We start from the raw sequence: 26,855 nt of genomic DNA, 5'->3' as shown, positions 1-26,855 counted from the left end.
GGGTCAGCGCTCCTGACGCGCCGTCGCGTCGTCGAGGGCGTCGCGGATCTCGGGCGGCAGTTCCACGCCCTCCACCCCCAGGACCTCCTCCAGCTGGGCGAGGGTCCGCGGACCGGTGACGGCGGCGGCCACGCCCTCCTGGTCGCGGGCCCAGCTCAGCGCGACCGCCAGCGGCGGCACGCCCAGGCCCTCGGCGGCCGTGCACACCGACTCCACGACGCGGCGGCTGCGGTCGTCCAGGTACGGCTCCACGTACGGGGCCATGTGCGGGAACGCCGCCCGCGAGTCCGGCGGCGTCCCGTTGCGGTACTTGGCGCTGAGCACCCCGCGGCCCAGCGGCGCCCAAGCGATCACGTGGGCGCCCGCGGCCGCGGCGGCGGGCCGCAGCCCCCGGTCGGCGCCCCGGTTGAGCAGGGAGTACTCGGTGCCCACGCTCACCAGCGGGACACGGCCGGGCTGCGCCCTCTGCCAGGTGGCCAGGGTGGCGAACTGCCAGGCCTCCAGGTTGCCCGCGCCCACGTAGCGCGCCTTGCCCGCCGCGACCGCGGCCTCCATCGCGGCCAGCGACTCCTCCGGCGGGGTGGCCGGGTCGAACACGTGGAGCTGCCACAGGTCGACGTAGTCCGTCTGCAACCGCCGCAGCGAGGCGTCCAGGGACGCCAGCAGGTGCCGCCTGGAGGCGTCCACCGGCCGGTAGCCCTCGGGGGTGTGGCCGGTCTTGGTGGCCACCACCACGTCGTCCCGGCGCACGGCCGCGCGCAGCAGCCGCCCCAGGATCCGCTCGCTCTGCCCGCCCGTGTAGATGTCGGCGGTGTCCACGAGCGTGCCGCCCGCGTCCACGAACGCGGTGAGCTGCTGCCCGGCCTCCTCCTCGGAGGTGTCCTTTCCCCAGGTCATCGTCCCGAGGGCGGTACGAGACACCCAGAGCCCTGATCTGCCCACCTGTCGCTGTTCCATGCGGCGGAGAGTACCCTGTTCACCCGGAGTCGGCCCCGAGTACACCCTCGCCGCGTAGTCTCGGCGCAGCCCGGACCGGGGACGTTCGCCACGATCGCGGCTCGAACACGGCGGGGACCGAACCCTCTCCGTCCCCCGGGCGGCACACAGCCCGCCCCTCCGCGTACGCGCGCCCCGGCCGGGCCGTTCCCCAGCAGTGCTCCGGCGCCCCCTGGCACCGGACTATCCAGAAAGTCCGAAACCGCGTGTCCATCTTCGAGGCGGTCGTTCTCGGCCTCATCCAAGGACTCACCGAGTTCCTGCCTGTCTCCTCCAGTGCCCACCTGCGGGTGTTCGCGGCCTTCTTCAACTGGCCCGACCCGGGTGCGGCCTTCACCGCCGTCAGCCAGATCGGCACCGAACTGGCCGTGGTCGTCTACTTCCGCCGACGCATCTGGGCGGTCATCACCACCTGGTGCCGGTCCCTGGTCGACCGCGACCTGCGCGGTGACGTCAACGCCCGCATGGGCTGGTACGTCATCATCGCCAGCATCCCCATCGGGGTGCTGGGCCTCCTCCTGGAGGAGCAGATCGACGGCGTGTTCCGCGACCTGCGGCTGATCGCGCTCTCCCTCATCGTCTTCGGCGTCATCCTCGGCGCCGTCGACCACTACGCCCGCCGCCAGAACGAGCTGGAGGACCTCACCCTCGGCCGGGGCCTGGTCTTCGGCATGTTCCAGTGCCTGGCGCTCGTGCCGGGCGTCTCCCGCTCCGGCGCGACCATCACCGGCGGGCGCCTGCTGGGCTTCACCCGGCCGGCGGCGGCGGAGTTCGCGTTCCTGATCGCGATGCCCGCCGTGTTCGCCTCCGGCCTCTACAAGATGCTGGACATCGGCGGCAACGAGTACGCGGGCTGGGGCGCCACCCTCGTCGGCACCCTGGTCGCGTTCGTGGTCGGCTACGTGGTCATCGCGTGGCTGATGAGGTTCATCTCCACCCACAGCTTCATGCCGTTCGTCATCTACCGGATCGCCCTGGGCGTCGTCATCCTCGCCCTGGTCCTCTTCGGCGTGCTCGCCCCGGAGGGCGGAGCCGGGGTCGGCTGACCGGCTTCCCCGAGCGGTCCGGGGGCGCGGCCCGCCCAATCGGCGGGCGCGCCCCCGGACTCCGGCCCGGCGGCCCCGACCGGGCCTACCCTGGTGCCCATGGCGACACCAGCACCCCACGAGACCCCGACCGCGCCCGAGGCGGTCACCCTCCTCCTCGTCCGGCACGGGATGACCGACGCCACAGGGCCCCGCCTGGCCGGGCGGGCCGCGGGGGTCCACCTCAACGACACGGGCCGCGCCCAGGCCGCCGACCTGGCCGCCCGCCTGGCCGGACTCCGCCCGGCGGCCCTGGTCTCCAGCCCGCTCGAACGCTGCAGGGAGACGGCCGGGGCCGTCGCCGAACGGCTCGGCGTCCCCGTCACCGAGGACGAGCGCTTCCTGGAGTGCGACTATGGCTCCTGGACCGGGCGCTCGCTGGCCGAGCTGTCCGGCGAACCCCTGTGGCGCGTCGTGCAGGACCACCCCAGCGCCGCCCGCTTCCCCGGCGGCGAGTCGCTCGCCGCCGCCTCGGCCCGCGCCGTCGGGGCCGTCCGCGACTGGAACACCCGCCTGCTGCTGCCCCCGGCGGGGACGGCGGTACCGTCCCCCGCCGGGGACGGGGAGGCACCGGCCGCGCCGCCCGTGTACGTGGTGTGCAGCCACGGCGACATCATCAAGGCGATCGTCGCCGACGCACTCGGCATGCACCTGGACCTCTTCCAGCGCCTGCGCGTGGACCCCTGCTCGGTCACCTCCATCACCTACGCGCGCACCCGCCCGTTCCTCAACAAGCTCAACGACACGGGCGAGGGCCTGGCCGCCGGCCTGCCCACCTCGGCGGAGGCGGGCGGGGAAGCGGCCGTGGGCGGGGGAGCGGGGAGCCGGGCGCCGGCCCCGGGCACCGCCTGAGGGGCCGGGGCCGGCGTGGGCGCCGGGACCCCGTCCGGACCCGGCGCCGGGCCGCCCCGCCCGGCCCTGCCGCTCCACCAGCGGATCCGGGGGGTTTGGCGCGGGGCCCGCGCTATCCCTTAAGGTTCTTTCCATGCCCGTCTTTCAGTTCAACCCGCCGGAGCGGTTCGTCGCAGGAACCGTGGGCCAGCCGGGAGACCGCACCTTCTTCCTCCAAGCGGTGGGAGAGGGGCGCATCACCAGCGTCGTGCTGGAGAAGGCGCAGGTCGAGGCGCTCGCCACCCGTATCGAGGAACTGCTGGAAGAAGTGCACCGGCGCTTCGGCTCCCCGCCGGACGACGTCGCCTCGCCCGAGGACGACGGCCCCCTCGAGCAGCCCATCGAGCAGGACTTCCGCGTGGGCACCCTCGCCCTGGCCTGGGACGCCGAGGCGGCCCGCGTCATCATCGAGGCGCAGGAGGTCGACGAGACCGCCGGCGAGGACCTGGTCGAGGACGACGAGGAGGAGCTGGAGGTCTTCGCCGAGGAGGCCCCCGCCCACCGCGACGTCCTGCGCGTCTACCTCACGCCCGGCGCCGCCCGCGCGTTCGCCGGACGCGCGATGAAGGTCGTCGCCGCCGGCCGCCCGGACTGCCCGCTGTGCGGGCGCCCGCTCGACCCCAACGGCCACATCTGCGCGCGCCAGAACGGCTACCGCCCGGACCGCCTCGTCTGACCTCGCCGTCGACGACGCCGCCGGCGGTCCCGACACGCTCACTCCCGACCCCCGGAGGGCCGCCATGAGGGACACCGCCGACGCCTTCGACGGCCTCAGCCCCTCCGTGGGGCTCGAACTCCTCCTCCACGGGGAGATCACCGTGGAGGGGCGCCTGACCGCCGCGTCCAACGCCACCCTGTACTGCACGGTCTCCGACGGCGTCCGCTCGGCGGCGTGCGTGTACAAGCCGGTGGCGGGGGAGCGGCCCCTGTGGGACTTCCCCGACGGGACGCTGGCCGGCCGCGAGGTCTCCGCCTACGCCGTCTCCGAGGCGCTGGGCTGGGCGGTCGTGCCGCCCACGGTCCACCGCGAGGGCCCCTTCGGTGAGGGCATGGTGCAGCTGTGGGTGCACGGCGACACGACGGTGGACCTGGTCGCCCTGTCGAGGGAGACCGACAACACCGGCCTGCGCCGCATGGCGGTGTTCGACGCGGTCGTCAACAACTCCGACCGCAAGATCGGCCACCTGCTGCCCACCCCCGGGGGGCACCTGTACGGCTGCGACCACGGCGTCACCTTCGCCGAGGACTACAAGCTGCGCACGGTGCTGTGGCAGTGGCAGGGGCAGCCCCTGCCCGAGGACGTCGTGGAGCGGCTGGAGGCGGTGGGGGCCCAGCTCGAGGACTCCGGCAGCGCCCTGTCCGCGACCCTGCGCCGCCACCTGACCGGCCCGGAGGCCTACGCGGTCCGCAGCCGGGTGGAGCTGCTCGTGCGCCACGGCATCCACCCCTACCCCGCCCCGGACTGGCCGGCCGTCCCCTGGCCCCCGGTCTGACCGCGGGCCGGGGGACGGCCCGCGCGGCGTCCCCGCCCGCGCCCACGCCCCTCCCCGGCACGCCGGTCTCCGGTGCGATGATCCGGACGCGGGGCGGGCGGCCGTGGGTGTCGCAAGCGTGGACGAGCGGTGTTCTCCCGCCCCCCGTCCCGGACGGGCGGGTGTGAGTCGTGTCCACTACCGGGGGGTAGGAATGGTGCACTACCGACCACGGCATGCACAATGGTGCACGTGAGCAACGAGTGGAACTACCTTTTCGACATGGACGGCGTCCTCGTACGCGAGGAACACCTGATCCCCGGCGCCGACACGCTGATCGCGGAGCTGCGCGAACACGGGACCCCGTTCATGGTGTTGACCAACAACTCCATGTACACCCCGCGTGATCTGCGCGCGCGTTTGCTCAACACGGGCCTGGACATCCCGGAGGAGTCCATCTGGACGTCGGCGCTGGCGACGGCGCAGTTCCTCCAGACCCAGCGCCCCGGCGGCTCCGCCTACGTCGTCGGCGAGTCGGGGCTGACCACCGCCCTGCACAACGTCGGCTACGTGATGACCGAGCGCAACCCCGACTACGTGGTCCTGGGCGAGACGCGCACCTACAGCTTCGAGGCCATCACCCGTGCGATCCGCCTGGTCCGCGGCGGGGCCAGGTTCATCGCCACCAACCCCGACGAGACCGGTCCGAGCGCCGAGGGCCCGCTGCCCGCCACGGGCGCGGTCGCCGCGCTGATCGAGAAGGCGACGGGGCGGCGCCCCTACTTCATCGGCAAGCCCAACCCCCTGATGATGCGGTCGGCGCTGCGCCGGATCGGCGCCCACTCCGAGAACACGCTGATGGTCGGCGACCGGATGGACACCGACGTGCTCAGCGGCCTGGAGGCGGGCCTGCAGACCGTCCTGGTGCTGACGGGCATCTCCGGCCGGGACACGGCCGAGCAGTTCCCCTACCGCCCCACACGGGTGCTCGAGTCGGTGAAGGAGCTCGTCGGCCACACGCAGGACCCCTTCAACCGCGGCTAGGAGCCGGCCGGGACCGCCGCCCGTGCGGTGTGAGGGCCCCCGGCCCGGATGACCTCGTACGTGCGGCCGGTGCCGACGCCGAACCCCGCCGCGGGTACGAGACCACGGGGCGGGGCCGCCGACCCCTTCGACCGGGGCCGGGGGCACGGCCCTCCGTCCCGCGGGGCGGACCCCCGCACACGACGACGGGGGCGGCGGACGCATCGTCCACCGCCCCCGTGTGTCGCGGGGTGGTCAGGCGCTCTGCCGCTGCTTGGCGAGCTCCTCCACCTTGGCCGCCTCCTCGCGGCGGCGGGCGCGCAGGAGGGCCAGGCGTTCGGCGAGGACCTCTTCGAGGTCCTCCATGCTCCGGCGCTCCAGCAGCATGTCCCAGTGCGTGCGCACCGGCTTGGTGTTCTTGGGCTCTTCGCCGTTGCCGTCCCGTCGGAGGGCGCGGTCGCCGCAGAAGCGGCACTCCCATTCGACGGGGATCTCGGCCTCGGTCGCGAACGTGACCGAGAAGCGGTGGCCCCGGGTGCAGTCGTAGGTGACTTCCTGCCGCGGAGCCAGGTCGGTGTTGCGGTCGTTCTCGTAGCTCGTCGCCCCGAGCCGGGTGCCGCGAAGTGCTCGCTCGGCCATCGTGTGGGTGCCTCCAGGCGCTTGTGCGGTCTCGCGGGGTGTAACACGTCGTTCCACGTCAAGATTCCCCGCTGACCTGAGGTCGAATCACCCCGGGAGCTCTCGGGGCCACTCGTCCTCGGAAACTTCGTCCGGCGCGCAGAGTCTGGCACATGTGACCTGCGGCACTCCAGGGTGCCCTTTTCGGGTGTGTCTCTATTCCGCGCGTCCTTGGAAGAAAAACATCCCGTACACCCCCTTTGTTCCATCGGTCGGCGCGTCGCGGTTCACGTGCCGGTCGCGGGCGCCGCGTGTCCGCCGGGGCGGGCCGGGTGCTCCGGCGCCGCGGGGTGGGGCGGTCCGACCGGCCGCCGCCCGCTCGGAGGCCGGTTCGGTCCACCCCGGCGGAACGGCGCGCACATGCACTCCGTGTCTGTCCGGTCGCCGCCGTTCCCGGGGTGCGGTCGCCCGCGTGGGGAGAGACGCGCCGCGGACGCGCGGTGCGGCGGGGCGGCCGCCCGGCTGTTCCGCGACCCCGTGGGCGCGCTAGTCACATCTGCCACATCTGTAACACGGGGCACTTGTGCATGCTGTCGTGGCTGTTCACGATATGTGCGCCCGGATTGTCCGGACAATGGCGTTTGCTCATTTTCCGAGGGGTCGCGAAAGTGCCTATCACGTTGGGGAAGTCCTCTGCCCGGCGGGATGCGGACGCCTGTGCCGTGTCCCCCATTGATTCTTCATTGTCCTGGCATGGTCGCTTCCATCGTCTGATGGTATGTTGACTCGCTGTGCGCCGAAAAGCGCTGGTTGAGACAATTACGTCCTTCCTTTCGGTGGACTCCCGTATGCGGAAAACGATCTTTCCGCGTGCCCTCGTGCACTGCCCGCAAGTGAAGACGCCGCCGGACGTGGAGCCCGATGACTGCCTGGAAGACCCCCCTCCCCCCGGGAGGCGTGCCGCAGGGGACGCGCGCCCCGCGCCGGCTCCTCCTGCTCCCGCTGGCCGCCCTGCCCTTCTGGGGCTGGACCCTGTGGGCCGTCCCCGGACTCCGGGAACTCCCGGCCGCCGCAGTGTCCGCCGCGCCCCTCCTGCTGCTCGCGGCCCTCGCCCTGCTCCTGGACCGCCGCGACCGCCGGGTCCGCGAGCTCGGCGCCGAGCTCGCCGGCCTGCGCGCCGACACCGCCGCGCTCGCCGACGAGCACCTGCCCCGGCTGGTCGAGCGCCTGCGCGCCGGGGACTCCGCCGAGACCGCCCTGCACCGGCTGCCCCGGATCGACGACCCCGGAGCGCACGCCGCGCTGAAGGCGGTCGCCGCGGAGATCGCCGCCGCCGAACGCCGCAGGTCGGCCGCCATGGTCGCCTGCGCCACCGCGGCCGGGCGGGTCCAGGCGCTCACCACCACGATGCTCGCCGACCTGCGCCGGATGCAGGAGCGCCACGGCGACGGCTCCGGCGACGACGTCCTCGGCGACCTCATGCACCTGGACCACAGCACCGCCCAGGCGGGCCGCATCGCCGACAGCATCGCCGTCCTGACCGGGGCGCGCTCCGGCCGCCGCTGGGGCCGCGCCATCGCGATGGAGAGCGTCGTCCGCGGAGCCATGGGGCGGATCGGCGCCTACCGGCGCGTCCGCGTCCACAACGTGTCCGAGCAGGCCGTCGCCGGGTTCGCCGCCGAGGGCGTCATCCACGCCCTCGCCGAGGTCCTCGACAACGCGGCCAAGTTCTCGCCGCCCACCGCCGAGGTCCACGTGCACGTGGAGGAGGTGCAGGCCGGGATCGCCGTCATGGTCGAGGACGGCGGGCTGGTCATGGGGGAGGAGGCCCTGCGCCGGGCCCGCAGCGCGGTCGAGAACCGCCTCGACCTCTCCGCCATCTCCGGCACGCGACTGGGGCTGTCGGTCGTGGGCCGGATCGCCCACCGGTACGGCCTGTCGGTCTCCTTCCGCCCCTCCTCGCGCGGCGGCACCGCGGTCGTCCTGCTCCTGCCCCGCAAGCTCGTCAAACCGCTGCCCGAGCCCCCGGTCCGCCCGGAGCCCGAGGAGGCCCCCTCCACCCCGGTCCGCCCGGGGACCGCGGACACCGGTACCGGACCGCTCCCCGCCGCGGCGCCGGCCGCCGCGGACGGCGGGCTGCCCCAGCGCCGCCGCGGGCAGACCCTCGCGGCGGCCGAGAGCGCCGGGCCCCGACCCCGTACGACACGTCCCGCCACCGCGGCCCAGGGGTTCGGCGCGTTCCGCTCCGCTGTGCGCGGCCAGGACCCGACCGGATCACCGAAGGACGCATGATGGACCTCGACACGTTGACCTGGCTTCTCGAAGGCCTCCTCGAACGCACGCCCGGCACCCGCCACGCGCTCGTCCTGTCACGCGACGGGCTCAAGCTGTGCCACAGCGCGGGCCTGCGCGCCGACAGCGCCGACCACCTCGCGGCCATCGCCGCCGGGGTGCAGAGCCTGGCGCACAGCGCGTCGGTGGAGTTCGGCGACGGAGGGGGCGGCGTCCGCCAGGCCATGGCCGAGTTCTACGGCGGGCTGCTGTTCATCGTCGAGGCGGGGCACGGGGCCCACCTCGCCGTCATCACGTCGGCGGAGGCCGAGCCCGGCCTGGTCGGGCACAACATGAACGAACTCGTCGAGCAGATGGGCGAGCACCTCACCACGCCGCCGCGCGCGGTCCCCGGACCGGCATGAGCGGCGCCCACCGCCACGAGGGACCCGACCGGCTCTACGTGATCACCTCCGGCCGGAGCGGGGGAGCCGACGAGTCGCTGGACGCGGTCACCCTCGTCGTGGCCGAGAGCGAGGCCGTGCCCGGCATGCAGTCCGAGCACGCCGAGATCCTGCGCCTGTGCCGGAACCCGACGGCGGTGGTGGAGGTGTCGGCGCACCTGCGCCTGCCCGTGGCGGTCGTGCGCATCCTGCTCACCGACCTCCTGGACACCGGCAGGATCACCGCGCGCCACCCCCGGCCGGCCCCCTCGCCGGCCCAGCCCCTCGCCTCACCGGACGTCCTGGAGAAGGTCCTCGTTGCACTCCACAACCTCTGAGCCCCCCGCACCCGGGCCCCGCACCGCCGAGGCGCCGCTGCCCGGGACCACGGAGCAGGCCCTCAAGATCACCGTCCTCGGGGGCTTCGGCGTCGGCAAGACCACCCTGGTGCGCTCGGTCAGCGAGATCCGGCCGCTCGACACCGAGGAGACCATGACGCGGGCGGGCGCGGCCGTCGACGACCTGGAGGGCGTCGAGGGCAAGCGCGCCACCACCGTCGCCTTCGACTTCGGCCGCATCACCCTGGACGCCACCGCCGTCCTGTATGTGTTCGGGGCGCCCGGCCAGGAGCGCTTCTGGTTCCTGTGGGACCGCCTCTTCGCCGGGTCGCTCGGCGCGGTCGTCCTCGTGGACACCCGCCGCCTGGAGGAGTCCTGGTACGCCATCGACCGCCTGGAGGCCCAGGGGACCCCCTTCGTCGTCGCCCACAACGACTTCGGGGAGACCTCCCACGGCCTCGACGAGGTGCGCGCCGCCCTCGACCTCGACCCGGCCGTCCCGCTCGTGCGCTGCGACGCCCGCGAGCGCGACTCGGCCAAGCAGGTCCTGATCTCGCTGGTCCGGCACGTCCGCTCCCTCGTCGCGGCGCGGAGCACCCGGTGAGCGGCCCCGGCGAGGCCCCCCGGCCCCGGCCGCCCGCGCGGCACTAGCACCGGTGCCGGCGCCGCCGAGGTCCGGCACACGCCCATCCCCAGGCCACGCGCGCGACCGGGCACGAGACGGTCGGCGCGGGGCAGCGCCCCCTCCAGGAGAGGAACCCCGTGCGAGGCCAGCCCGTCAAGCTGTACGACCCCGCGTTCAACGCCGACCCCGAGGGCTTCTACCGGTCCATGCGCGAGGAGCACGGGCCGGTCGTGCCCGTGCTCATGGACGGTGACGTCCCCGCCTGGCTGGTCATCGGCTACCAGGAGCTCCACCACGTGCTGAGCGACCACGGCGTGTTCGCCCGCAGCCCCCGGCGCTGGAACGCCTGGGACAGGGTGCCGGAGAACTGGCCGCTGCTGCCGGTGCTGGTCCCGCTCCCCAACCTGCTCTCGGCGGAGGGCGAGGACCACCGGCGGCGGGTGCGGGCGGTCAACGACGCCCTCGACGGCGCCGACCCGCACGAGCTGCGCATGGTCGCCACCCGCATCGCCGACCGCCTCGTCGACGGCTTCTGCGCCTCCTCCTCGGCCGACCTGCGCTCCCAGTACGCCCAGCGCCTGCCCTCCCTGCTCCTGTGCTGGATGTACGGCATGGACGACGACCGGGGCGAGAGGATCGCCTCCCTCATGGGGACCGTCTTCGACGCGGGCCCCGACTCCCAGAGGGCCCACGCCGAGATCGCCGCCGAGCTGGCCGGGCTGATCGCCGCCCGCAGGGCCGAGCCCGGGCCGGACGTGGTCTCCCGGATGATCGCCCACCCCGCCGCCTACACGGAGGAGGACCTGGTCGCCGAGCTCGTGGCGGTCCTGGGCGGGGCCCACCAGACCACCTCGGAGTGGATCGGCAACGCGCTGCGCCTGATGCTCACCGACGACCGGTTCTCCGCCTCCCTGTCCGGGGCGCGCAGCAGCGTCCAGGAGGCCCTGACCGAGGTCCTGTGGGAGGACTCCCCGTCGCAGATGAACGCCGGCCGCTTCGCCGTCCACGACGTGGAGCTGGGCGGGAAGGTCGTCCGCAAGGGCGACCTGCTGCTGCTCGGGTACGCCGCGGCCAACAAGGACCCGCGCGTGCACGCCGGCCCGCGCGCGCCCGGCGGCGGGACCAACCACGCCCACCTGTCCTTCTCCCACGGAGAACACGGCTGCCCCCACGCCGCGCGGGGGACGGCCGAGACCATGGCCATCACGGCCATCGAGGTCCTGCTCGACCGTCTGCCCGACATCGAGCTGGCGGTACCCGCCGACGAGGTCCGGTGGCGTCCGTCGCCCTGGGTCCGGGGGGTCGTCTCCCTCCCGGTCACCTTCACTCCAGCACCCCCCCAAGGAGTCATCTGATGCCCTGTCCCGTTCAGCACACCCCCGACGGAGCGGTCCTCGTCCACGCGGTGCCCGAGGACGTGCAGGCCGACCGCGAGCGCCTGTACCAGGAGGGCCCGGTCGTCCGGGTGGAGCTGCCCGGCGGCGTGCGCGCGTGGGCCACCACCCACCACGAGGTCAGCCGGGCCACGCTCAACGACCCCCGGTTCGTCAAGAGCGTCGCGCACTGGGCCGACTTCCGGAGCGGCGCGGTCACCGCGGAGTGGCCGCTGATGGGGACCATCCCCACCGACGACACCAACATGCTCGCCCTGGACGGCGCGCCGCACCGCAGGATGCGCCGGCTCATCGCCAGCCCCTTCTCGGCGCGCCGGGTGGAGAGGCTGCGCCCACGCATCGAGGCACTGACCTCCAAGGCCCTGGACGCGCTGGAGGAGCGGGCGGGCGAGCGGCTGGACCTGAGGTCGGAGTTCACGTTCAAGGTGCCCATGGCCGTGATCGGCGAGCTGTACGGGGTGGCGGAGGAGGAGTACACCAACCTGGGCGAGATGTACGCCAAGCTCTTCTCCGGCACCACCGAGGAGGGGGAGCACCTCCAGATCTACGCGACCCTGTTCCAGTTCTTCGCGGAGATGACGGCCCGCAAGAGGGCGGCCGTGGACGAGCACGACGACTTCACCGCCGACCTGCTCAGGGCGGGCGAGGGGGAGGACGACCCCCTCAGCGACACTGAGATCGCCGTCACCCTGCTGACGGTGGTGGCGGCCGGGCACGAGACGACGGTCAACCTGCTCAACAACGTGGTGCGCGCGCTGCTCGCCCACCCCGGGCAGCTCGACCGGCTCAGGCGCGGCGAGGTCACGTGGGACGCGGTGGTCGAGGAGACCCTGCGCTACGACCCGCCCAACAACGTCATGATGTTCCGGTTCGCCACCGAGGACGTCGAGATCGGCGGCCAGACCATCCGCAAGGGCGAGGCGCTGATGACGCACTACGGCGCCGCGACGCGGGACCGGCAGGAGTTCGGGGAGGAGCCGCACCCGTCGGTGTTCGACCCGGACCGGACGCAGGGCCGCCACATCTCCTTCGGGTACGGTCCGCACATCTGCCCCGGCGCGCCCCTGTCGCGCCTGGAGGCCGGGATCATCCTGCCGATGCTCTTCGAGCGCTTCCCCGACCTTCGCCTGGCGGTCCCGGACGAGGAGCTGGAGGTCGTGGCGGCGCTGTCGGTGACCAGCCTGCGGGAGTTCCCCGTCGTCCTGCGCCCGTAGACGGTCCGGCCGGGGCAGGGGCCGTCCAGGGAGGGGCGGCCCCTGCCCCGGCGGAGCGGGAAACCGTCGACAACTCCTTACACCGACAAACCCCTGCATTGACGACGCCGAGTCATAAGATCGGCGGGTCGTGGGTTCTCGCGGAGAACACGGGGGAAACGGGAATGGCGTCGATCCGGCTGGCCGCCGCCGCGGCCGTCATCCTCCTCGGGACCGCCGCGGCCGGCTGCGACGCCGCCGGGGTGCGCCTCCCGCCCGGCGGCGGGCACGCGCCGGCCGCGCCGTCCGAGCCCGACGGCGCGCGCCCGGCGCCCGGGCCCGCCCGCACCCCCGGCGGGGAGGAGGGGCCCCGGACCGGTCCGGGGACGGACCCCGAGGAGCGGCCCTCCGCCTCCGACCCCGCGACGGGGGAGGCGCAGGAGCCGGAGGAGGCCCCCGAGGAGGCCGTCGCGGCGTACATGGAGGCGCTCGCCTCCGGCGACCCCGCACGGATGGCCGCCGGGCTGGCGTACGCGGCCGAGGACTCCACGGCCCACGACTACCTCGCCCACCAGGTGTCCGTCGCCCGCGCCGGGGCCGACGGGGGCAGCCCCGCCGCGGCCTTCGAGGTCGAGCGCACCGCCCACGGCTGGAAGCTGTGCCGCGGGTCCGACCCCGGCGGCGCGCCGGGCTGCTCCGGGTACCGGGGCTTCACCGCGCAGGACGGGCTGGTCGGCGGCCTGCGCGTGAACGGCGGCGACCCCGGCCCCGGCCTGCTGGTCCCCGCCCCGGGCACGCGTCCCCGGGCGGAGTCCGCGGGGGTGAGCGCCACCCTGCTGACCGCCTACCGGTCGACCACGGCCAAGGCCCTGGTGGTGACGGTCGGCTTCGAGACGCGCGAGAACGCCGACCTCGACCTGGGGCAGGCCGTTTACCGGAGCGGGAGCGGACACGAGAGCCGGGTGGACGCCGTCGCGGGACGCCGCGAACTCGACGCGGGGACCCTCGCCCGCGCCGCCTTCCACCTGCCCGGGGCCTCCTCCGGCGGCGTCCTCCGGGTGGGCGGCTGCCTGGAGGAGTGCTCCTCGCTCGTCGAGCTGGCGGTGCCCGTCCGGTGAGCGCCGGGGCCGTGGCGGAACCGGGCGGGAGCCGCCCTTCGGCGTCGCCGGGGCTGTGGCCCCACGGAGGCCCCGGTGATAGATTGTGGCGCCACACGGCGCAATTCGTACGAAAGCTATGAGGACCCCGGGCTCGCGCCCCCGGTCCGGACACCGCGGGTGACCACGCGGCCCGGCGCCCGGCCGCCGCGCAGACGGGCCGGGTCGCTCCCCCTACCCCCCGGGGGAGCGGCCCGGCCTCCCGCCGGGAGCGCCCGGGGGACGGACCCGGTGGACGCCGCCGACAGGGCACGACCGGGCGGACAGGAAGCCGGGGAGGCCCGGACCTCAGACACCGACCCTGCGTCGGACCAGCTCGAAGGCAGTGTCCGGCGTGTAGGCGGTCCTCGTCCAGAAGTCCCCGGCGCGGGCGGGGCCGCCGCGCGGCCCGGGTGAGGCCGGACCGGCGAGGTAGCCCCTCCGTCTCCCCTTCCGCCGGTCCACCGCGGCCGAGCACCGGGAGCACAGGTGCCACGACCGCCGGTCGGGCCCCCACCCCGCCCGACGCCGACCGGTCGCCGGCCCGTGCAGCGCGTTGGCCTCGCACGGGGCGTTCAGCGGGCTCTCCGGATCGTCCAGGAACTGCTCCCCGTAGCGGACCAGGACGACGGCGCAGACCAGCGCGGTGACCGGCATCCCGGGCGACCGGGCGATCAGGCCGGCCGCGTCGTAGGCCTGCCGGGCGCCGACGGCCCCGGCGCGGTCGGAGGGCAGCCGCTCGACACGCCGGCGGAGGCGTCCGAGTTCGAGGGCCAGGAGGGGACGGACGAACCAGCGCCGGGGCCGCGCCGGCGCCATGTGCACGCGGGTCCTGGCGGAGGCGGGTACCTCTCCGCCCGTGCGCGCCGCGTCCCGGCGGCCGGACCGCACGGCACCGCGCAGGCCCAGGAAGGCGGCGGCCGACACCACGCCGGCCGCCACCCCGTACGGGAGGAACCAGGGCACCAGGAAACCGCGGAGGAGGGAGGAGCGGCCCCCGTCGGGCGCCGCGTCCTGATCCGGGGCCCCGGGCCGGGTCGTGAACTCCATCGGGGCCCAGAACATCTCCGCGTCCGGGTCCGGGGTGATCCCGGTCGACGCCGCGGGCCCCGTCGGGGCGTCCTCCAACCGGTCCAGGACCTGGTCGGCCCTGCCCACGAGTCCCTCGGAGGGATCGAGCAGCGCGGGTTCGACCTCCGGGGGCCGCAGAGTGCTGCCGAAGGCCTCCACCGCGATCCGGCTGTCGACGGTCAGGGCCACGTACACCCCGTCGCGCCCCGAAACCTCGTGCAGCGCGTGCAGGAACAGCGACGGCTGCCCCCCGGTCTCGTCGGAGGGCACGGACGGGTACACGACCACGTGGACGGGGTGGTCCGCGAGGGGAGGCGAGCCGAGCCGCGCTCCGATCCGTTCCAGGTCCTCCTCCGACCAGTGGCCGACGGTTCCGTGGTGGACGTAGAGGGGCGCCCGCTCCAGTTCGGCGGCCACGCGCTCCACGCGGGCCAGGTCCCCGATCTCCCCGACGGTCGTCGGGGGGCCCGTGTCCGCGGCCGCCCCGGGGGCGGCCGCCGTCCACACCGCCAGGCAGCAGGACGTGAGGAGGACCGTGCGAAGGAGTCTCCGGAGGCCGGGGTACGGCGGACACGGGGCGCGGTTCACCGCTTCCACCGCCCGGCCGCGCGCTGCCCGGCCACGCAGGCGGCGACCAGGCCCCACCCGGCGAAGAGCCCGGCCGAGACCCCCGCTGCCCCCGGCCACACGGACCCGGGGGCGGCGTCAGGCCCCGGGCCGTCCCCGTGCCCGTCGGACGCCGCGTGGTACTCCGCCTCGGCTGCCAGGGCCATCTCCTCCACGTCGGGGTGGTCCGCCACCCGCAGGACGTGGTTCAGCTTGTCGGCGGGGTGCTCGGGCCGGACCCCCGTGTACGAGGCGTGGTCCACCGCGGCGCCGGGGATCCCCGACGCGTCGAGGTTGGCCCGGCCGATCATCGCCGTGTCGAGGGAGAGGACGAGGACCGGGTCGGCGCTCTCCTCGGTGGAGATCCGCGCGATCCGGTCGAGGGTGCCGAGGTCGGACACCCCCGAGACCACCAGCAGGCTGAGCCGGACATCGTAGCCGTCGGCGACAGCGCGGAGGCCGTCGGCGGTCTCCTCCCGGTCGAGGACCCCGGCGAGCTCCTCGTCCACGAACACGCCGTCGTGTTCCTCCAGCATGAGGGCGTAGAAATCGCCCACGGGGTCGGCGTGTGCGGGGGCGGACGCCCCGACCAGGACGGCCGACAGGGCCGCCAGGGCGAGGGCCGGAAGGAGCGGGGGAGGGATCATGTGCGGTCCTTCGGCTCGGGGCGGGGCTCCAGCTCGTCCGCGCAGGGGCCGCCCCGCTCGGGCCCCGCGCGTACCGTGCGGTCAGACGCCGCGCCGCTTGCCGCGGTGCCCGCCTTGCATGACGCGCCCCGGAAGGTCGGAGCCGAGGGTTCCGTATCCGGTCGCCGCCCATACGCTCTCCTCGGGCGGTACCGCGTAGTAGGGCAGGGGGCGCGCACCGCTGGAGTCCGGCACGGCGGCGGGTGTCCGGTGCGCCCGGACCTCCTTGCGGCACGCGCGGCAGGCCAGGACCCTGACCGAGTCGAACGAGGCGGGGGCGCGCCACCGGACGTGGGCGGTCCCGCCGTGGTGCCGCGGGTCGAAGAAGCAGTGCGGGGGAGGGGGCCCGCCGTCGAGGGCCGCGTCGCACATGTCGAGGAGGACGTGCGCTCCGACCAGGTCGGACATGTCGTCGGCGGCGTCGAGGACCTTCGCGGCGGCGTCGTAGGCCTCCAGCGCTGCCCCCATCCGCCCCGGGCCGGAGGTGTGGGACGCCACGCGCTGACCGCACCCGGTGAGGCGCTCGGCGAGCCGCTCCCGGTACTCGTCCTGCTGGGCCCGGTCGACGGTTCGCACGACCTCCTCGGTCAGGGGTGCCACGCGGACCGGTCTGCGCGCCCAGCGCAGCACCAACCGCCAGGCCCCCGCGCAGAGCAGCACGCCCACGAGGACGGAGGCCGCCGCGGTGAGGACGGAGGCCCAGCCGGGGGCCCCGGTCGGACCACCCCGCTCCACGAGGTCGACCGCACGGCCGAGGCGTTCGTCCAGCGGGGCGCCGATGAGGCCCCGGTCGGCGTTGACCGCCTCCGCCGTCAGCCGGGCCGGGTCCTCCTCCCGGTCCGACGCCCCGTCCGTTCCCGAGTGCAGGCCGTGCAGCGTCTCCCCGTCCCGGCCCACGACGAAGAAGTGGCCGTCGGCGTCGGAGTGCCGGGCCAGGTCGGCGACGTAGTCGTCCAGACCGGCGTCCCGGCCGATGAGGACGACGTACACGGGGACGTCCGCCCGGGCCAGGCGTGCGCGCAGGGCCTGCGCGTCCTGCTCGGCCAGGTCGCCGGCGTGCAGGGGGCCGACGTAGAGGGGGTCCTCGGACAGGGCGGCCGCCCGGACCGTGGCCATCTCCTCGTAGCTCCAGTCCCCGGCCGCGGCCGGGGACGTCGGTCCGAGGGCGCACAGCACGGCGAGGGAGACAGGGAGGAGCGCCCGCACCGCCCGCGTCCCGGGTCTTCTCCGCCCGCCCGCGGGGGCGGGCTCGGAGGACGCCGGGGGCAGGGGGCGTGCGGGCCGAGGGGGATGCGGCATGGGGATTCTCCGGTGGATCCGGGGGATTCCCAGGAGGATACCCCCCGCCCGGGCCAGGGACGCGCCCGCCCTACCTCGCGCGGCGCACCCGCGCCTCGTCCCACACCGGCTCGGGGGCCTCGTACACGCTCCCGTCCGCGCCGAACACGACGAACCGGTCGAACCCCCGCGCGAACCACCGGTCGTGCGTGACCGCCAGGATCGTGCCCTGGTAGGCCTCCAGCGCCGACTCCAGCGCCTCCGCCGACACCACGTCCAGGTTGTCCGTCGGCTCGTCCAGCAGCAGCATGGTCGTCCCCGACAGCTCCAGCAGCAGCACCTGGAACCGCGCCTGCTGGCCGCCGGACAGCGTGTCGAACGCCTGCTCCGCGGCCGGCGCCAGCTCGTAGCGGTCCAGCGCCCGCCCCGACTCCTCCCGCGGGATCCCCCGCCGGGACCCCTCGCCCCGGTGCAGGATGTCCAGGAGCGTGCGGCCCGCGAACTCCGGGTGCTCGTGGGTCTGCGCGAACCACCCGGGCAGCACGCGCGCGCCCAGCCGGGCCGTCCCGGAGTGCTCCACGGAGGGCACCCGCGCCCGCTCCTCCTCCGACAGCGGGGTCGACGCCGGGTCGCTGCCGCCCCCGGCCAGAAGCCGCAGGAAGTGCGACTTCCCCGACCCGTTCGAGCCCAGCACGGCCACCCGCTCGCCGAACCAGACCTCCAGGTCGAACGGGCGCATCAGCCCCGTCAGCTCCAGCCCCGCGCACACCAGGGCCCGCTTGCCGGTGCGCCCGCCGCGCAGCCGCATCCGCAGGTTCTGCTCCCGGGGCAGGTTCTCCGGCGGCCCCGCCTCCTCGAACCGGCGCAGGCGGGTCCGGGCCGACTGGTACCGCGAGGCCATGTCCGAGTTGTAGGACGCCTTCTGCTTGTAGGTGGCCACCAGCGCCCTCAGCTTGGCGTGCTCCTCGTCCCAGCGCCGCCGCAGCTCGTCCAGGCGCTCGAACCGCTCCCGGCGCGCCGCGTGGTAGGTGTCGAAGGCGCCCCCGTGCGTCCACGCGGTGTTGCCCGCGGCGCCCAGCTCGACCGTGACGATGCGGTCGGGGACCCGGCTCAGCAGCTCGCGGTCGTGGGAGACGAACAGCACGGTCTTGGGGGAGGCCAGCAGGGCCTCCTCCAGCCACCGCTTGCCGGGCACGTCCAGGTAGTTGTCCGGCTCGTCCAGCAGCAGGAGCGGCGACGGCCCCCGCAGGAGGGCCTCGATGACCAGGCGCTTCTGCTCACCGCCCGACAGGGTGCGCACCTCGCGCCACCGGCAGCGCTCGTAGGGGACGCCCAGTGCGGCCGTGCAGCACTGGTCCCACACCACCTCGGCCTCGTAGCCCCCGGCGTCCCCGTACCGGGCGATCGCCCCGGCGTAGCGCATCTGCGTCTTCTCGCCGTCGTCGACCATCATCGCCGCCTCGGCGGCCTCCACGTCGGCGTGCGCCTCGCGCACCGCCGCCGGCGACACCGACACCAGCAGCTCGTGCACGGTGGTCTCGTCGCGCACGTGCCCGATGAACTGCGGCATCACCCCCAGCTCGCCGTCCAGGGTGACCGCTCCCTCCCCGGGGCGCTGATCGCCGCGCACGATCCGCAGCAGGGTGCTCTTGCCCGCGCCGTTGGCCCCCACCAGCGCCGTCTTGGAACCCTCGCCCACCCGGAAGGACACCGCGTCCAGCAGGACCCGCCCGTCGGGAAGGGTGTGACTGACCTGGTTGACGTCGATGTAGCCCAAGACCGCTCTCCACGTGGGGTTCTGCCGGGACGCGCGGGGTCGCCCGGCGCGTCCCGGAAGGCTTCCACGCCCCGCTCCGCGTCGGCAACCCGTTTTCCGCGGGGCGCGGTCCCGCCCGTCCGGCCCGGCTGCCCGGCTGCGCCGCCGGGTCGGCCCGGGGTCCCGGAGGAGTCCCCGTCCAGGCCCTCGCCGAGGGCGGCCACCGCCGCCCGGCCGGGACCCTCCGCCGCCGGACTCAGTCGAGGAGCCCGTGCATCCGGGCGCGTGTCAGGATCGCGATGGTGAAGGCGTCGGTGATCCGCCCGTCGCGGACCATCTCCTCGGCCTCGCCCGGGGACACCACCAGGGAGCGGCGGAGGCCCTCTCCGACGTCGACCGGGCCCAGCGACGCCACCCGCGCGGCCCACAGCCGGGCGTGCCCGCCGAAAAGCCCCGAGTCCGGGTGCACGGAGCCCAGGTCGAACAGCTCCGAGGCCTCCGTGCCGAGCTCCTCGCGGAGCTCGCGGCGCACACCCGCCTCGCCGGGCTCGCCGTCCTCGCCGAACCCGCGCGGGGCCTCCACGTGCCAGGCCCGGGTGGCGTGCCGGAAGTGCTCGACCAGCACCACCGAGTCGCCCAGCAGGGGGAGGACGACGGCGCCGGGCTCCCGGTCCGAGCCCAGCACGCGCACGTAGGCGCCCAGCCGGCCGTCCGGGAAGCGCACGGCGTCCCGCACCACCGTGACGTACTCGTCCGCGTAGACGACGCCGACGCTCCCGCCCGCGCGCTCCCGCGCCTTGGCCACGTCCTCCGGGTCGGTGAGGATCTCGATCCCCCCGGAGAGGTTGGCGAACTCCTCCGGGCGTGAGGCGCGCAACGCGGTGTAGGGATCCACGGGTCTCCCACGGTCGGTCCCGTCCAGGGGTCACTCCTCGTCGTTGACCTGCTGGTCGGAGGGGCGTCCGGCGACACGGTCGTCGGCGTGGACCCGGCCGCGGTCCTCCCTGAACAGACGGACGATGTCGTCGAGGTCGCTCTTGGCGTTCCCCAGCCGCATGGTCGGAAACGTGATGCTGTGGGACAGGCTCCTCGCGGCGGGCGAGAACCGGTCGCGGAACACCAGGCGCGCCACCAGCGGCGCCTGGGCGGCGGCCACCCCCAGCCCCGCCAGGACGAGGTTGTCCTCCGACAGGACGGTGACCGTCATCCCCGGCGCCTGGAGGACCAGGTCGGTGACGATCGAGCGGGGACCGCCCCGTTCGGCCGCCGGACCGCCCAGCCTGCGCGCCGTGCGCAGCATCTGCGCGTGCGACCGGGCCGCGGCCCTGGTGAGTTCGGCGAACTCCTCGGCGTCGGGGACCCGGTCCCAGCTCAGGCCGGTGGTCAGGCGGCCCACCGCGTCCGTGTAGGCCCTCCACTCCGCGCTCGCCCTGAGCCGGACGACGGCCTGCAACGACAGGTCCGTGTAGGAGTTGGGCCCGTCGAGGGCGCGGTACAGGGTGTCGGCGTAGACGCCGCGGAAGGTGGTGAGCAGGCGGGCCAGGGCCTCGGGGTCCGCCTCGGGCCCCGCGCCGTCCAGCTCCTGGAGCACGCTCCGCGGGGGCGACTGGGGAGGGGTGTGGGCGTTGGCGCCGCCCAGGGTGGGCAGGGCCGTGTTGTACACGAGGTCCACCAGGTGCTTGACGGGCACGACGTGGTCGCCCTCCCGGAGCAGGCGCTCGTGCGGCAGGGTCCCCTCCCGGGTGAGGAAGCGCTGGTAGACGGTGCTGCGGGTGACCTGCCCGGTGTCCTGCTCGGCCCCGGCCGCGAAGGCCGCGACCTCCCGCAGCAGGGTCCGGCGCATGTCGTCCACCTGTTCGCGCGGCAGGTCCAGGCCCTCGGCCAGACGGTGGGGGGCGAGCTCGTGGACGCGTGCCACGCGCTCGGTGAAGAACCGGTTGGTGTCGGCCGTGAAGGCGGAGTTGGCCTCGTCGTCCCAGGAGTAGCGCAGGCAGGCGGGACGGGTCTGGCGCACGAGCTCGGTCCACGCGTCGAAGACGCCGTCGTCCACCGTGAACGCGGGCCTCTCGTCGGCCGACCGCTCGTAGAGCAGGTAGGGGATGATCGCGCGTTCGTCGAGCAGGGCGGCCAGGGCCGCCCGCTCCCCGGGATCGCACCCCGGGGCGTAGTGGCGGTTGAGCACCGGGTTGTTCAGCAGGAAAGCACGGTTGACGAGCAGCGTTCCGCTGTTGACCAGTGCGCGGCGCAGCTCCGCGCCTGCCGCGGCGTCGACCTCGTCCGTGCCGTCCCACGGCCTGGCGTCCTGGCGCTCGGCCGCCAGGTCGGGGGGCATCCACTGGTTGTCCAGGGCCTGGGCGAAGGCCGGGGCGTCGGGCAGGTCGTCGAAGTCCAGCCTGGTGCCGTCGTCGGGGGAGCGGTCGTCGGTGACGGGCGGAGGGGGCATGGGGGCGGCCCTTCCTCGGGAAGCGCCCGCGGGGCGGAGCCGGGGCGGAGTGGCCGACCCGCGGACCGGGAGGGCCTCCCCGTCGCCTCTCGGACAGCGGGGGCTCCCGGCGCGCCCCGGAGGCCTTCGCCCCCCGCTCCGCGGCGGCGGCCCGCTCTTCACGCGGCGCGGACCCGTCCCGCGGCGCGGACCGGTGCGCGGACCGGCGCACGGGCCGACTCGGCCGCTCCGGGAACACCGGCCGCGCCGGCCCCGGCCGGGGGCGCCCATGCCGTGTGCCCACTCCTGCGAGCGGGGCGGACCCCTCCGGCACACCACGCTCCGGACAGCCGCCGGAAAACCTGTCGCCTCCCGAGCGGTTCCCCCGTAACGTCCTCCTCGCAGAACCTCCGGCTCCGTCCACCCGCAAGGCACGGCAGTGACGGCGTGCCGGGGCTCGGGAGCGGCCGGGCAGCAAGCACCCGCAGCCGACCAGGAGGAAAGATGCCCAGCACCCGCTCCGGCGACACGAGCGCCCGCAGCCCAGGCGACGGGGAGCGGGCGTGACCGCGGACGCGAGCCCGCTGCCGCCCCCGGCGACGCGGTGGGTGCTCCCCGCACTGGTCCGCTACTCCTTCTCCGTGGCACCTGGCGCGGCCACACTGACCACGGTGCTGGCCGTTCTCGCCGGCGCGGCCCCGGTCGGCATCACCATCGGGATCGGCGGGCTGGTGGACGGGCTCACCCCGGCCATCGGCCAGGGGCTGGACACCCCGGCGGCACGGGAGTGCTACCGCTGGGTCGCCCTCGTCGTCGCACTGTTCTTCCTCGCGCATGTCACCGAGTCGGCGCGGACGGCTCTGGGGCGGGACCTCGGCCGGCGGGTCACCGGCCGGCTGAGCGAGCGCGTGATGACGGCCGCCTCGGAGCCGGCGACCATCGGCCACCTCGAGGATCCGGCCTACCTGGGCCGTCTCGCGCGGGCGCGGGGCAACGGGACCATCGACATGCCGCCCGGTGAAGCGGTCTTCGGCTTCTCGGCCAAGGCCTCCCTGTGGGTGACCGGCGTCGGCTCCGCGGCTCTGCTCACCCAGGTCACCTGGGGGCTGGGGCTCATCGTCTTCGCCGTCTTCGCCGTGCTCCACGTCCGGCTGGTCCGGAACTACAGGACCGCCGTCATCGAGACCGTGAACCAGACGGAGAAGCTCCGCCGGACGTCCTACCTGCGGGATGTGCCGACCACGCCGGGCGCGGCCCGGGAGGTGCGCCTCTTCGGTCTCACGTCCTTCTTCCGCGACGCCTACCACGCGGAGTGGCGCGTGAACATGGCGGAGGTCTGGCGGCGGCGGCATGAGCACCGCCTGTTCGTCGTCGTGGTCGTCGTGGTCACCGGCGTCACGGTCGCCTCGGTCCTCTACTACCTGGCGTACCGGGCCGCCACCGGAGGCACGACGGTGGGCGACCTGGCGCTCGGCGGCCTCGCCCTGCGGGCCCTGCTCCAGGTGCTCCGAGCGGACGAGGACGACCTCCGCACCGGCTTCGGCTCGAAGGCGGCCGCCGAGGCGTTCGCCTTTCCGGTCGTGGAGTCGCCGGACGGGTCGGACACCGCCCCCTGGGCCGCACCGGTCGCGGCCGTCTCCTGCGAGGACCTGCGCTTCCGGTACGGCGGCGCCGCGGACGAGGTGCTGCGCGGCATCGACCTCGACATCCCCGCTGGCCAGTCGCTCGCCGTCGTCGGTCTCAACGGGGCCGGCAAGACGACGCTGGCCCGGCTCCTCGCCGGCCTGGACGCTCCGAGCGGGGGGTGCGTGCGCGTCGGCGGGACTCCGGTCGAGGACACCGCCCGCCGCAGCTGGCAGCGCCAGGTGGTCGCCGTCTTCCAGGACTTCGGCCGCTACGAGCTGACCGTGCGGGACAACATCGCCTTCGGTTCCCTGACTCACGCGGACGACGGGGAGGGCCTGCGGGCCGTGGCGAGGCAGGCCGGACTGCTGGAGTTCATCGAAGGACTTCCGAAGGGCTGGGACACGGTGATGTCCGGTGGGTACGCGGGCGGGGTCGACGCGTCGGGCGGCGAGTGGCAGCGCATCGCCATCGCCCGCGCGCTGTTCGGCCTGCGGCACGGCGCGCGGCTCCTGATCATGGACGAGCCGGCCGCGAGCCTCGACGCACGTGCCGAGGCCCAGCTCTACGACACGTTCCACGAGCTGACCGCAGGGGCCACGACCGTCGCCATCTCCCACCGGTTCGCGACCGTGCGCAAGGCCGAGCGGGTGGTCGTGCTCGATCAGGGCCGGATCGTCGAGGACGGCGCGCACGACGACCTGATGGCCGCCGGTGGCAGGTACGCCGAGCTGTTCCGCCTGCAGGCGAAGCGCTTCGAGGAGGCGTCGTCGTGATCGGCGCACTGCGCTTCGTCCTCACGACCGGTCCACGCATCGACCGGTTCCGTTCCCTGGCCGTGGTGGCGGTGGCGATCCTCGAACAGGCCACCGGGATCGGCCTCGCCTTGGCGATCGGACTGTTCAGCGAGGCGGCGAGCGGGCATTCGACCAGAGGCCTGGTGGCGGTCGCGCTGTGCACGGCGGTCTTCGTCATGCTCACCCAGGGCACCTTCATCGCCGGCTACTTCACCCGCCTGCGCCTGCAGGAGGAGATACAGAACGAGGTCGAGCACCGGTTCATCGACGTGGTCGGCACGACGCCGACCTTGGAGGTCCACGAGCGTTCGAGCCGCTCCGACAAGGCGGCGGTGGTCCGCGGGGCGCGAGGCGAGATCGGGCCGGGCTTCGACCGGCTGATGTGGCTGGCCGGAGCCGCGCTGGCCCTGATCGCCTCGGCCGTCCTGATGGCCTCGGTCGTCCCCGTCCTGGCCGTCCTGCCGCTCTTCGCCGTCCCCGCGGTGCTGGCCACCCGGGCGGCGGACCGGAAACGGGGCCGGGCCGTGGAGCGTGCTGCGCCCCGGACCCGGCTGGCCGACCACTTGTTCACGCTCGCCACGACGGCCGCACCCGGCCGCGAGACCCGCCTCTTCGGCCTGGCGGGCGAGCTGCGGCGCAGGCACCGCGAGGAGTGGGACTCCGGAGGCCGGGACATCGCCGAGACCGACCGGCTGGCCCGGGTACCGGTCGCACTGGCCTGGATGCTCTTCGTGCTGGCGTACGCTGCCGCCGTCGTCCTGATGGTGCGGGCCGGCCTGGCCGGCGATGCCCCGCTCGGCCTCATCGTCGCGGCCGTCGCCGTCAGCAGCCAGATCACGGGCCAGGTGCAGGGTTTGCTGAACCTGTCCTTCTGGACGCTGGAGTCGCTCCGGGCGACCCGGGCGTTCCTCGACGTGGTCGAGGACGGCGCCGCGGAGCGGGCAGCCGTCGTGCCGGCCGCGACGGTGGCGGTACCCGCCCGGCTGGAGGGCGGCATCGAGGTGGAGGGGCTCGGCTTCCGGTACTGGAACCGCGATCGGCCCGCGCTGAGCGGCATCGACCTCGCACTCCCGGCCGGCGCCGTGGTGGCCCTGGTCGGTGAGAACGGCGCGGGGAAGTCGACGTTCGCCAAGATGCTCAGCGGTCTCTACCGGCCCGGTGAGGGGCGCGTCCTGGTGGACGGGACCGATCTCGCGCAGTTCGCCCCGGACGAGTGGCGCGCCCGGATCACGGCGGCCTTCCAGGACCCGGTGCACATCGAGATGTCCCTGCGGGACGCGGTCGGGCTGGGCCGACTCGAGCACCGCGCCGACCCGGAGCGTGTCCTCGAGGCGCTGCGGACTGCCGGCGGCGACAGGCTCCTCGCCTCGCTGCCCGAGGGCCTGGACACCCGGCTCGGGCGGAGGTCGTGGGACGGCGAGGGGCTGTCCGGCGGCCAGTGGCAGACGGTCGCCAACGCCCGGTCGGCCATGCGGCGGGCGCCGCTGCTGCGGATCCTGGACGAGCCCACCGCCAGCCTCGACGCACGGGCCGAGGAGTGGCTGTTCCAGCAGTACGCCGACCTGGGCCGACAGGAGGGCGGCGTGACCGTCCTGGTCACGCACCGCTTCACGACCGCCCGGGCGGCTGACCTCATCGTGGTCCTGGACGGCGGCCGTGTCGTCGAAACCGGTGACCACGACGCGCTGATCCGGGCCGACGGGCTCTATGCCGAGCTGTTCCGCCTCCAGGCCCGGTACTTCGTCTGACCGGGTGTGCCGGACCCGTGGTGCCGGGAGGAAGGCGGCCGTCCGGGATACCTTCCCGCCCGCGGTCGTCGCGACCCCTCCCGGTCACGCCCGGACACCGTTGACCTGCCCGAACACGGTCGGACGGACTCGCCGCCCGGGGGCGGGCCCCACTGTGTGTCGGAGCGCCGCCCGCGCCCCGCGCGATAGTTGTATGGGTGCTCGGGGAGAGGGGACGGGGGCCGGGGCGCCCGTCCGACGCCCCGTACGTGAACGGGGCCGGGCCGGGGGAGTGCGGCCGGGCGCCCGGGACCACCACCGAGCAGGGGGACGCATGCAGATCGGGTACAAGCTGGCGACCGAGGCCTTCGGGCCCGAGGAGCTCATCCGGCAGGCGGTGCTGGCTGAGCGCGCCGGGTTCGACTTCGTGGAGATCAGCGACCACTACCACCCCTGGCTGGACAACCAGGGCCACTCGCCGTTCACCTGGACCGTGCTCGGCGCCATCGCGGCCAGGACCGAGCGGATCGGGCTGGTGACCGGGGTGACCTGCCCGACGGTGCGCTACCACCCGGCGATCATCGCCCAGGCCGCCGCGACCCTGGCCCTGGTCTCCCAGGGGCGCTTCGTCCTCGGCGTCGGCTCCGGGGAGCGGCTCAACGAGCACGTCGTCGGCCAGGAGTTCCCCGACTCGGTCCACGTGCGCCACGACATGCTGCGCGAGGCCCTGGAGATCATCCGCCTGCTCTGGAGCGGCGGCTACCAGTCCTACGAGGGCGACTACCTGCGCCTGGAGGACGCCCGCGTCTTCGACCTGCCCGACACCCTGCCGCTGATCGCCGTGGCGGCCAGCGGAGGGGTGTCGGCCGGGCTCGCGGCCGAGTTCGGCGACGGGCTGTTCGCCACCGAGGCCAAGGGCGAGATCGTGCGCGACTACCGCGACGCCGGCGGCGACGGTCCGGGCTACGCCGAGGTGCCCATGGCCTGGGCGCAGGACGAGCACACCGCCGCGCAGGCGGCCCTGGAGACCTCCCGCTGGGCCCTGACCGGGTGGAAGGTCATGAGCGAGCTGCCCAACCCGGTCAACTTCGCGGCCGCCACCACCACGGTCCGGGAGGAGGACGTCCTGGCGCACTTCGCCTGCGGGCCCGATCCCGAGCGCTACGTCGAGGCCGCCCGCAAGTACGTGGACGCGGGCTTCGACCGCCTGGTCATGCAGAACGCGGGGCCCGACCCCGACGGGTTCGTCGACTTCTACCGGCGCGAGCTGGACGGACCCCTGCGCGCGCTCTCCCCGTCCTGAGCCGTGCCGTCCGCCGGGCCTGCCGGCGCACCGCACGACCCCGCGCACACCTCTGGGAGGACCCGTTGACAGGCGACCACAGCCCCGGCGCACACGGCGGA

23 protein-coding genes are annotated in these 26,855 nt (G+C 74.6%); 15 read left to right on the top strand and 8 right to left on the bottom strand.

The annotated features are described in order from the left end of the window. Positions 1-3 precede the first annotated feature (3 nt). A complete protein-coding gene (locus ABZ234_RS26835; protein ID WP_344184014.1) occupies positions 4-957 on the bottom strand; it encodes an aldo/keto reductase in 954 nt (317 codons plus the stop codon). Positions 958-1,202: 245 nt separating this feature from the next. Between ABZ234_RS26835 and ABZ234_RS26830 the strand changes: the two genes are divergently transcribed. The 5 genes from ABZ234_RS26830 to ABZ234_RS26810 all read left to right on the top strand — a co-directional run bounded on the left by ABZ234_RS26830 (position 1,203) and on the right by ABZ234_RS26810 (position 5,488). Continuing rightward, positions 1,203-2,042 carry an undecaprenyl-diphosphate phosphatase gene (locus tag ABZ234_RS26830; RefSeq protein WP_267949238.1) on the top strand — a complete coding sequence of 280 codons (840 nt, stop codon included), beginning with the start codon at positions 1,203-1,205 and terminating at the stop codon, positions 2,040-2,042. Positions 2,043-2,141: 99 nt separating this feature from the next. Then, complete coding sequence (locus tag ABZ234_RS26825) at positions 2,142-2,933, top strand: MSMEG_4193 family putative phosphomutase (RefSeq protein ID WP_355013882.1); 792 nt, start codon at positions 2,142-2,144, stop codon at positions 2,931-2,933. 133 nt (positions 2,934-3,066) lie between these two features. Continuing rightward, positions 3,067-3,648: a DUF3090 domain-containing protein gene (locus ABZ234_RS26820; RefSeq protein ID WP_344184017.1), complete on the top strand. Its 582-nt coding sequence runs from the start codon at positions 3,067-3,069 to the stop codon at positions 3,646-3,648. Positions 3,649-3,712: 64 nt separating this feature from the next. Continuing rightward, the gene (locus tag ABZ234_RS26815) at positions 3,713-4,465 is read left to right on the top strand and encodes an SCO1664 family protein (protein WP_344184018.1); all 753 of its coding nucleotides are present in this window, start codon (positions 3,713-3,715) and stop codon (positions 4,463-4,465) included. 222 nt (positions 4,466-4,687) lie between these two features. Continuing rightward, entirely contained in the window at positions 4,688-5,488 is an 801-nt protein-coding gene (locus ABZ234_RS26810; protein ID WP_267949242.1) for an HAD-IIA family hydrolase, read from the top strand. Between the two features lie 234 nt (positions 5,489-5,722). Here the strand turns inward: ABZ234_RS26810 and ABZ234_RS26805 are convergent, their stop codons facing one another. Beyond that, positions 5,723-6,106, bottom strand: a complete 384-nt coding sequence (locus ABZ234_RS26805; protein ID WP_267949243.1) for an RNA polymerase-binding protein RbpA — start codon at positions 6,104-6,106, stop codon at positions 5,723-5,725. 900 nt (positions 6,107-7,006) lie between these two features. Here ABZ234_RS26805 and ABZ234_RS26800 point away from each other — a divergent pair. The 7 genes from ABZ234_RS26800 (at position 7,007) to ABZ234_RS26770 (ending at position 13,467) form a co-directional block, all read left to right on the top strand. Then, the gene (locus ABZ234_RS26800; RefSeq protein WP_355013881.1) at positions 7,007-8,377 is read left to right on the top strand and encodes an ATP-binding protein; all 1,371 of its coding nucleotides are present in this window, start codon (positions 7,007-7,009) and stop codon (positions 8,375-8,377) included. Next, the gene (locus ABZ234_RS26795) at positions 8,377-8,781 is read left to right on the top strand and encodes a roadblock/LC7 domain-containing protein (protein WP_267949245.1); all 405 of its coding nucleotides are present in this window, start codon (positions 8,377-8,379) and stop codon (positions 8,779-8,781) included. Before ABZ234_RS26800 ends, ABZ234_RS26795 begins: the two co-directional genes overlap by 1 nt. Beyond that, the gene (locus tag ABZ234_RS26790) at positions 8,778-9,137 is read left to right on the top strand and encodes a DUF742 domain-containing protein (protein ID WP_267949246.1); all 360 of its coding nucleotides are present in this window, start codon (positions 8,778-8,780) and stop codon (positions 9,135-9,137) included. The genes ABZ234_RS26795 and ABZ234_RS26790 overlap by 4 nt, the downstream gene beginning before the upstream one ends. Beyond that, complete coding sequence (locus tag ABZ234_RS26785) at positions 9,118-9,741, top strand: ATP/GTP-binding protein (RefSeq protein WP_355013880.1); 624 nt, start codon at positions 9,118-9,120, stop codon at positions 9,739-9,741. Before ABZ234_RS26790 ends, ABZ234_RS26785 begins: the two co-directional genes overlap by 20 nt. 158 nt (positions 9,742-9,899) lie before the next feature. Next, complete coding sequence (locus ABZ234_RS26780) at positions 9,900-11,117, top strand: cytochrome P450 (protein WP_267949248.1); 1,218 nt, start codon at positions 9,900-9,902, stop codon at positions 11,115-11,117. Further along, positions 11,117-12,370 (top strand): cytochrome P450, encoded by a 1,254-nt coding sequence (locus ABZ234_RS26775; RefSeq protein ID WP_355013879.1) that lies wholly within the window; start codon positions 11,117-11,119, stop codon positions 12,368-12,370. Before ABZ234_RS26780 ends, ABZ234_RS26775 begins: the two co-directional genes overlap by 1 nt. A gap of 164 nt (positions 12,371-12,534) precedes the next feature. Then, positions 12,535-13,467, top strand: a complete 933-nt coding sequence (locus tag ABZ234_RS26770; RefSeq protein ID WP_355013878.1) for a hypothetical protein — start codon at positions 12,535-12,537, stop codon at positions 13,465-13,467. A 327-nt stretch (positions 13,468-13,794) separates the two neighbouring features. On the opposite strand, the gene ABZ234_RS26765 is transcribed toward ABZ234_RS26770, so the two are convergent. From ABZ234_RS26765 to ABZ234_RS26740, 6 genes are all read right to left on the bottom strand, one after another. Next, positions 13,795-15,144 (bottom strand): hypothetical protein, encoded by a 1,350-nt coding sequence (locus ABZ234_RS26765; RefSeq protein ID WP_355013877.1) that lies wholly within the window; start codon positions 15,142-15,144, stop codon positions 13,795-13,797. Beyond that, positions 15,141-15,809 carry a hypothetical protein gene (locus tag ABZ234_RS26760; protein WP_355013876.1) on the bottom strand — a complete coding sequence of 223 codons (669 nt, stop codon included), beginning with the start codon at positions 15,807-15,809 and terminating at the stop codon, positions 15,141-15,143. The genes ABZ234_RS26765 and ABZ234_RS26760 overlap by 4 nt, the downstream gene beginning before the upstream one ends. Positions 15,810-15,890: 81 nt before the next feature. Beyond that, positions 15,891-17,147: a hypothetical protein gene (locus ABZ234_RS26755; RefSeq protein WP_355013875.1), complete on the bottom strand. Its 1,257-nt coding sequence runs from the start codon at positions 17,145-17,147 to the stop codon at positions 15,891-15,893. Positions 17,148-17,217: 70 nt separating this feature from the next. Beyond that, positions 17,218-18,903, bottom strand: a complete 1,686-nt coding sequence (locus ABZ234_RS26750) for an ATP-binding cassette domain-containing protein (RefSeq protein ID WP_355013874.1) — start codon at positions 18,901-18,903, stop codon at positions 17,218-17,220. 235 nt (positions 18,904-19,138) lie between these two features. Continuing rightward, the gene (locus tag ABZ234_RS26745; RefSeq protein WP_355013873.1) at positions 19,139-19,777 is read right to left on the bottom strand and encodes an NUDIX hydrolase; all 639 of its coding nucleotides are present in this window, start codon (positions 19,775-19,777) and stop codon (positions 19,139-19,141) included. A 30-nt stretch (positions 19,778-19,807) separates the two neighbouring features. Continuing rightward, positions 19,808-21,325 carry a hypothetical protein gene (locus tag ABZ234_RS26740; RefSeq protein WP_355013872.1) on the bottom strand — a complete coding sequence of 506 codons (1,518 nt, stop codon included), beginning with the start codon at positions 21,323-21,325 and terminating at the stop codon, positions 19,808-19,810. Positions 21,326-21,867: 542 nt separating this feature from the next. Here ABZ234_RS26740 and ABZ234_RS26735 point away from each other — a divergent pair. From ABZ234_RS26735 to ABZ234_RS26725, 3 genes are all read left to right on the top strand, one after another. Further along, entirely contained in the window at positions 21,868-23,703 is a 1,836-nt protein-coding gene (locus ABZ234_RS26735) for an ABC transporter ATP-binding protein (RefSeq protein WP_355013871.1), read from the top strand. Further along, positions 23,700-25,472 (top strand): ABC transporter ATP-binding protein, encoded by a 1,773-nt coding sequence (locus ABZ234_RS26730; RefSeq protein WP_355013870.1) that lies wholly within the window; start codon positions 23,700-23,702, stop codon positions 25,470-25,472. Before ABZ234_RS26735 ends, ABZ234_RS26730 begins: the two co-directional genes overlap by 4 nt. 313 nt (positions 25,473-25,785) lie before the next feature. Next, the gene (locus ABZ234_RS26725) at positions 25,786-26,754 is read left to right on the top strand and encodes a TIGR03557 family F420-dependent LLM class oxidoreductase (RefSeq protein ID WP_355013869.1); all 969 of its coding nucleotides are present in this window, start codon (positions 25,786-25,788) and stop codon (positions 26,752-26,754) included. Positions 26,755-26,855: the final 101 nt, after the last annotated feature.

It is taken from the genome of Nocardiopsis sp. NPDC006198, from assembly GCF_040613895.1.
Lineage (GTDB): Bacteria > Actinomycetota > Actinomycetes > Streptosporangiales > Streptosporangiaceae > Nocardiopsis > Nocardiopsis tropica.
The sequence above is the reverse complement of the archived record's forward strand: the minus strand, read 5'-3'. Positions and strand labels throughout refer to the sequence as shown.

Excerpts from the sequence above, each read along its gene's own strand:
- ABZ234_RS26740 (WP_355013872.1), bottom strand. The coding sequence starts at position 21,325 with ATGCCCCCTCCGCCCGTCACCGACGACCGCTCCCCCGACGACGGCACC.
- ABZ234_RS26835 (WP_344184014.1), bottom strand. The coding sequence starts at position 957 with ATGGAACAGCGACAGGTGGGCAGATCAGGGCTCTGGGTGTCTCGTACC.
- ABZ234_RS26790 (WP_267949246.1), top strand. The coding sequence starts at position 8,778 with ATGAGCGGCGCCCACCGCCACGAGGGACCCGACCGGCTCTACGTGATC.
- ABZ234_RS26770 (WP_355013878.1), top strand. The coding sequence starts at position 12,535 with ATGGCGTCGATCCGGCTGGCCGCCGCCGCGGCCGTCATCCTCCTCGGG.
- ABZ234_RS26825 (WP_355013882.1), top strand. The coding sequence starts at position 2,142 with ATGGCGACACCAGCACCCCACGAGACCCCGACCGCGCCCGAGGCGGTC.
- ABZ234_RS26805 (WP_267949243.1), bottom strand. The coding sequence starts at position 6,106 with ATGGCCGAGCGAGCACTTCGCGGCACCCGGCTCGGGGCGACGAGCTAC.
- ABZ234_RS26820 (WP_344184017.1), top strand. The coding sequence starts at position 3,067 with ATGCCCGTCTTTCAGTTCAACCCGCCGGAGCGGTTCGTCGCAGGAACC.
- ABZ234_RS26775 (WP_355013879.1), top strand. The coding sequence starts at position 11,117 with ATGCCCTGTCCCGTTCAGCACACCCCCGACGGAGCGGTCCTCGTCCAC.
- ABZ234_RS26815 (WP_344184018.1), top strand. The coding sequence starts at position 3,713 with ATGAGGGACACCGCCGACGCCTTCGACGGCCTCAGCCCCTCCGTGGGG.
- ABZ234_RS26755 (WP_355013875.1), bottom strand. The coding sequence starts at position 17,147 with ATGCCGCATCCCCCTCGGCCCGCACGCCCCCTGCCCCCGGCGTCCTCC.
- ABZ234_RS26795 (WP_267949245.1), top strand. The coding sequence starts at position 8,377 with ATGGACCTCGACACGTTGACCTGGCTTCTCGAAGGCCTCCTCGAACGC.
- ABZ234_RS26800 (WP_355013881.1), top strand. The coding sequence starts at position 7,007 with ATGACTGCCTGGAAGACCCCCCTCCCCCCGGGAGGCGTGCCGCAGGGG.
- ABZ234_RS26810 (WP_267949242.1), top strand. The coding sequence starts at position 4,688 with ATGGTGCACGTGAGCAACGAGTGGAACTACCTTTTCGACATGGACGGC.
- ABZ234_RS26725 (WP_355013869.1), top strand. The coding sequence starts at position 25,786 with ATGCAGATCGGGTACAAGCTGGCGACCGAGGCCTTCGGGCCCGAGGAG.
- ABZ234_RS26760 (WP_355013876.1), bottom strand. The coding sequence starts at position 15,809 with ATGATCCCTCCCCCGCTCCTTCCGGCCCTCGCCCTGGCGGCCCTGTCG.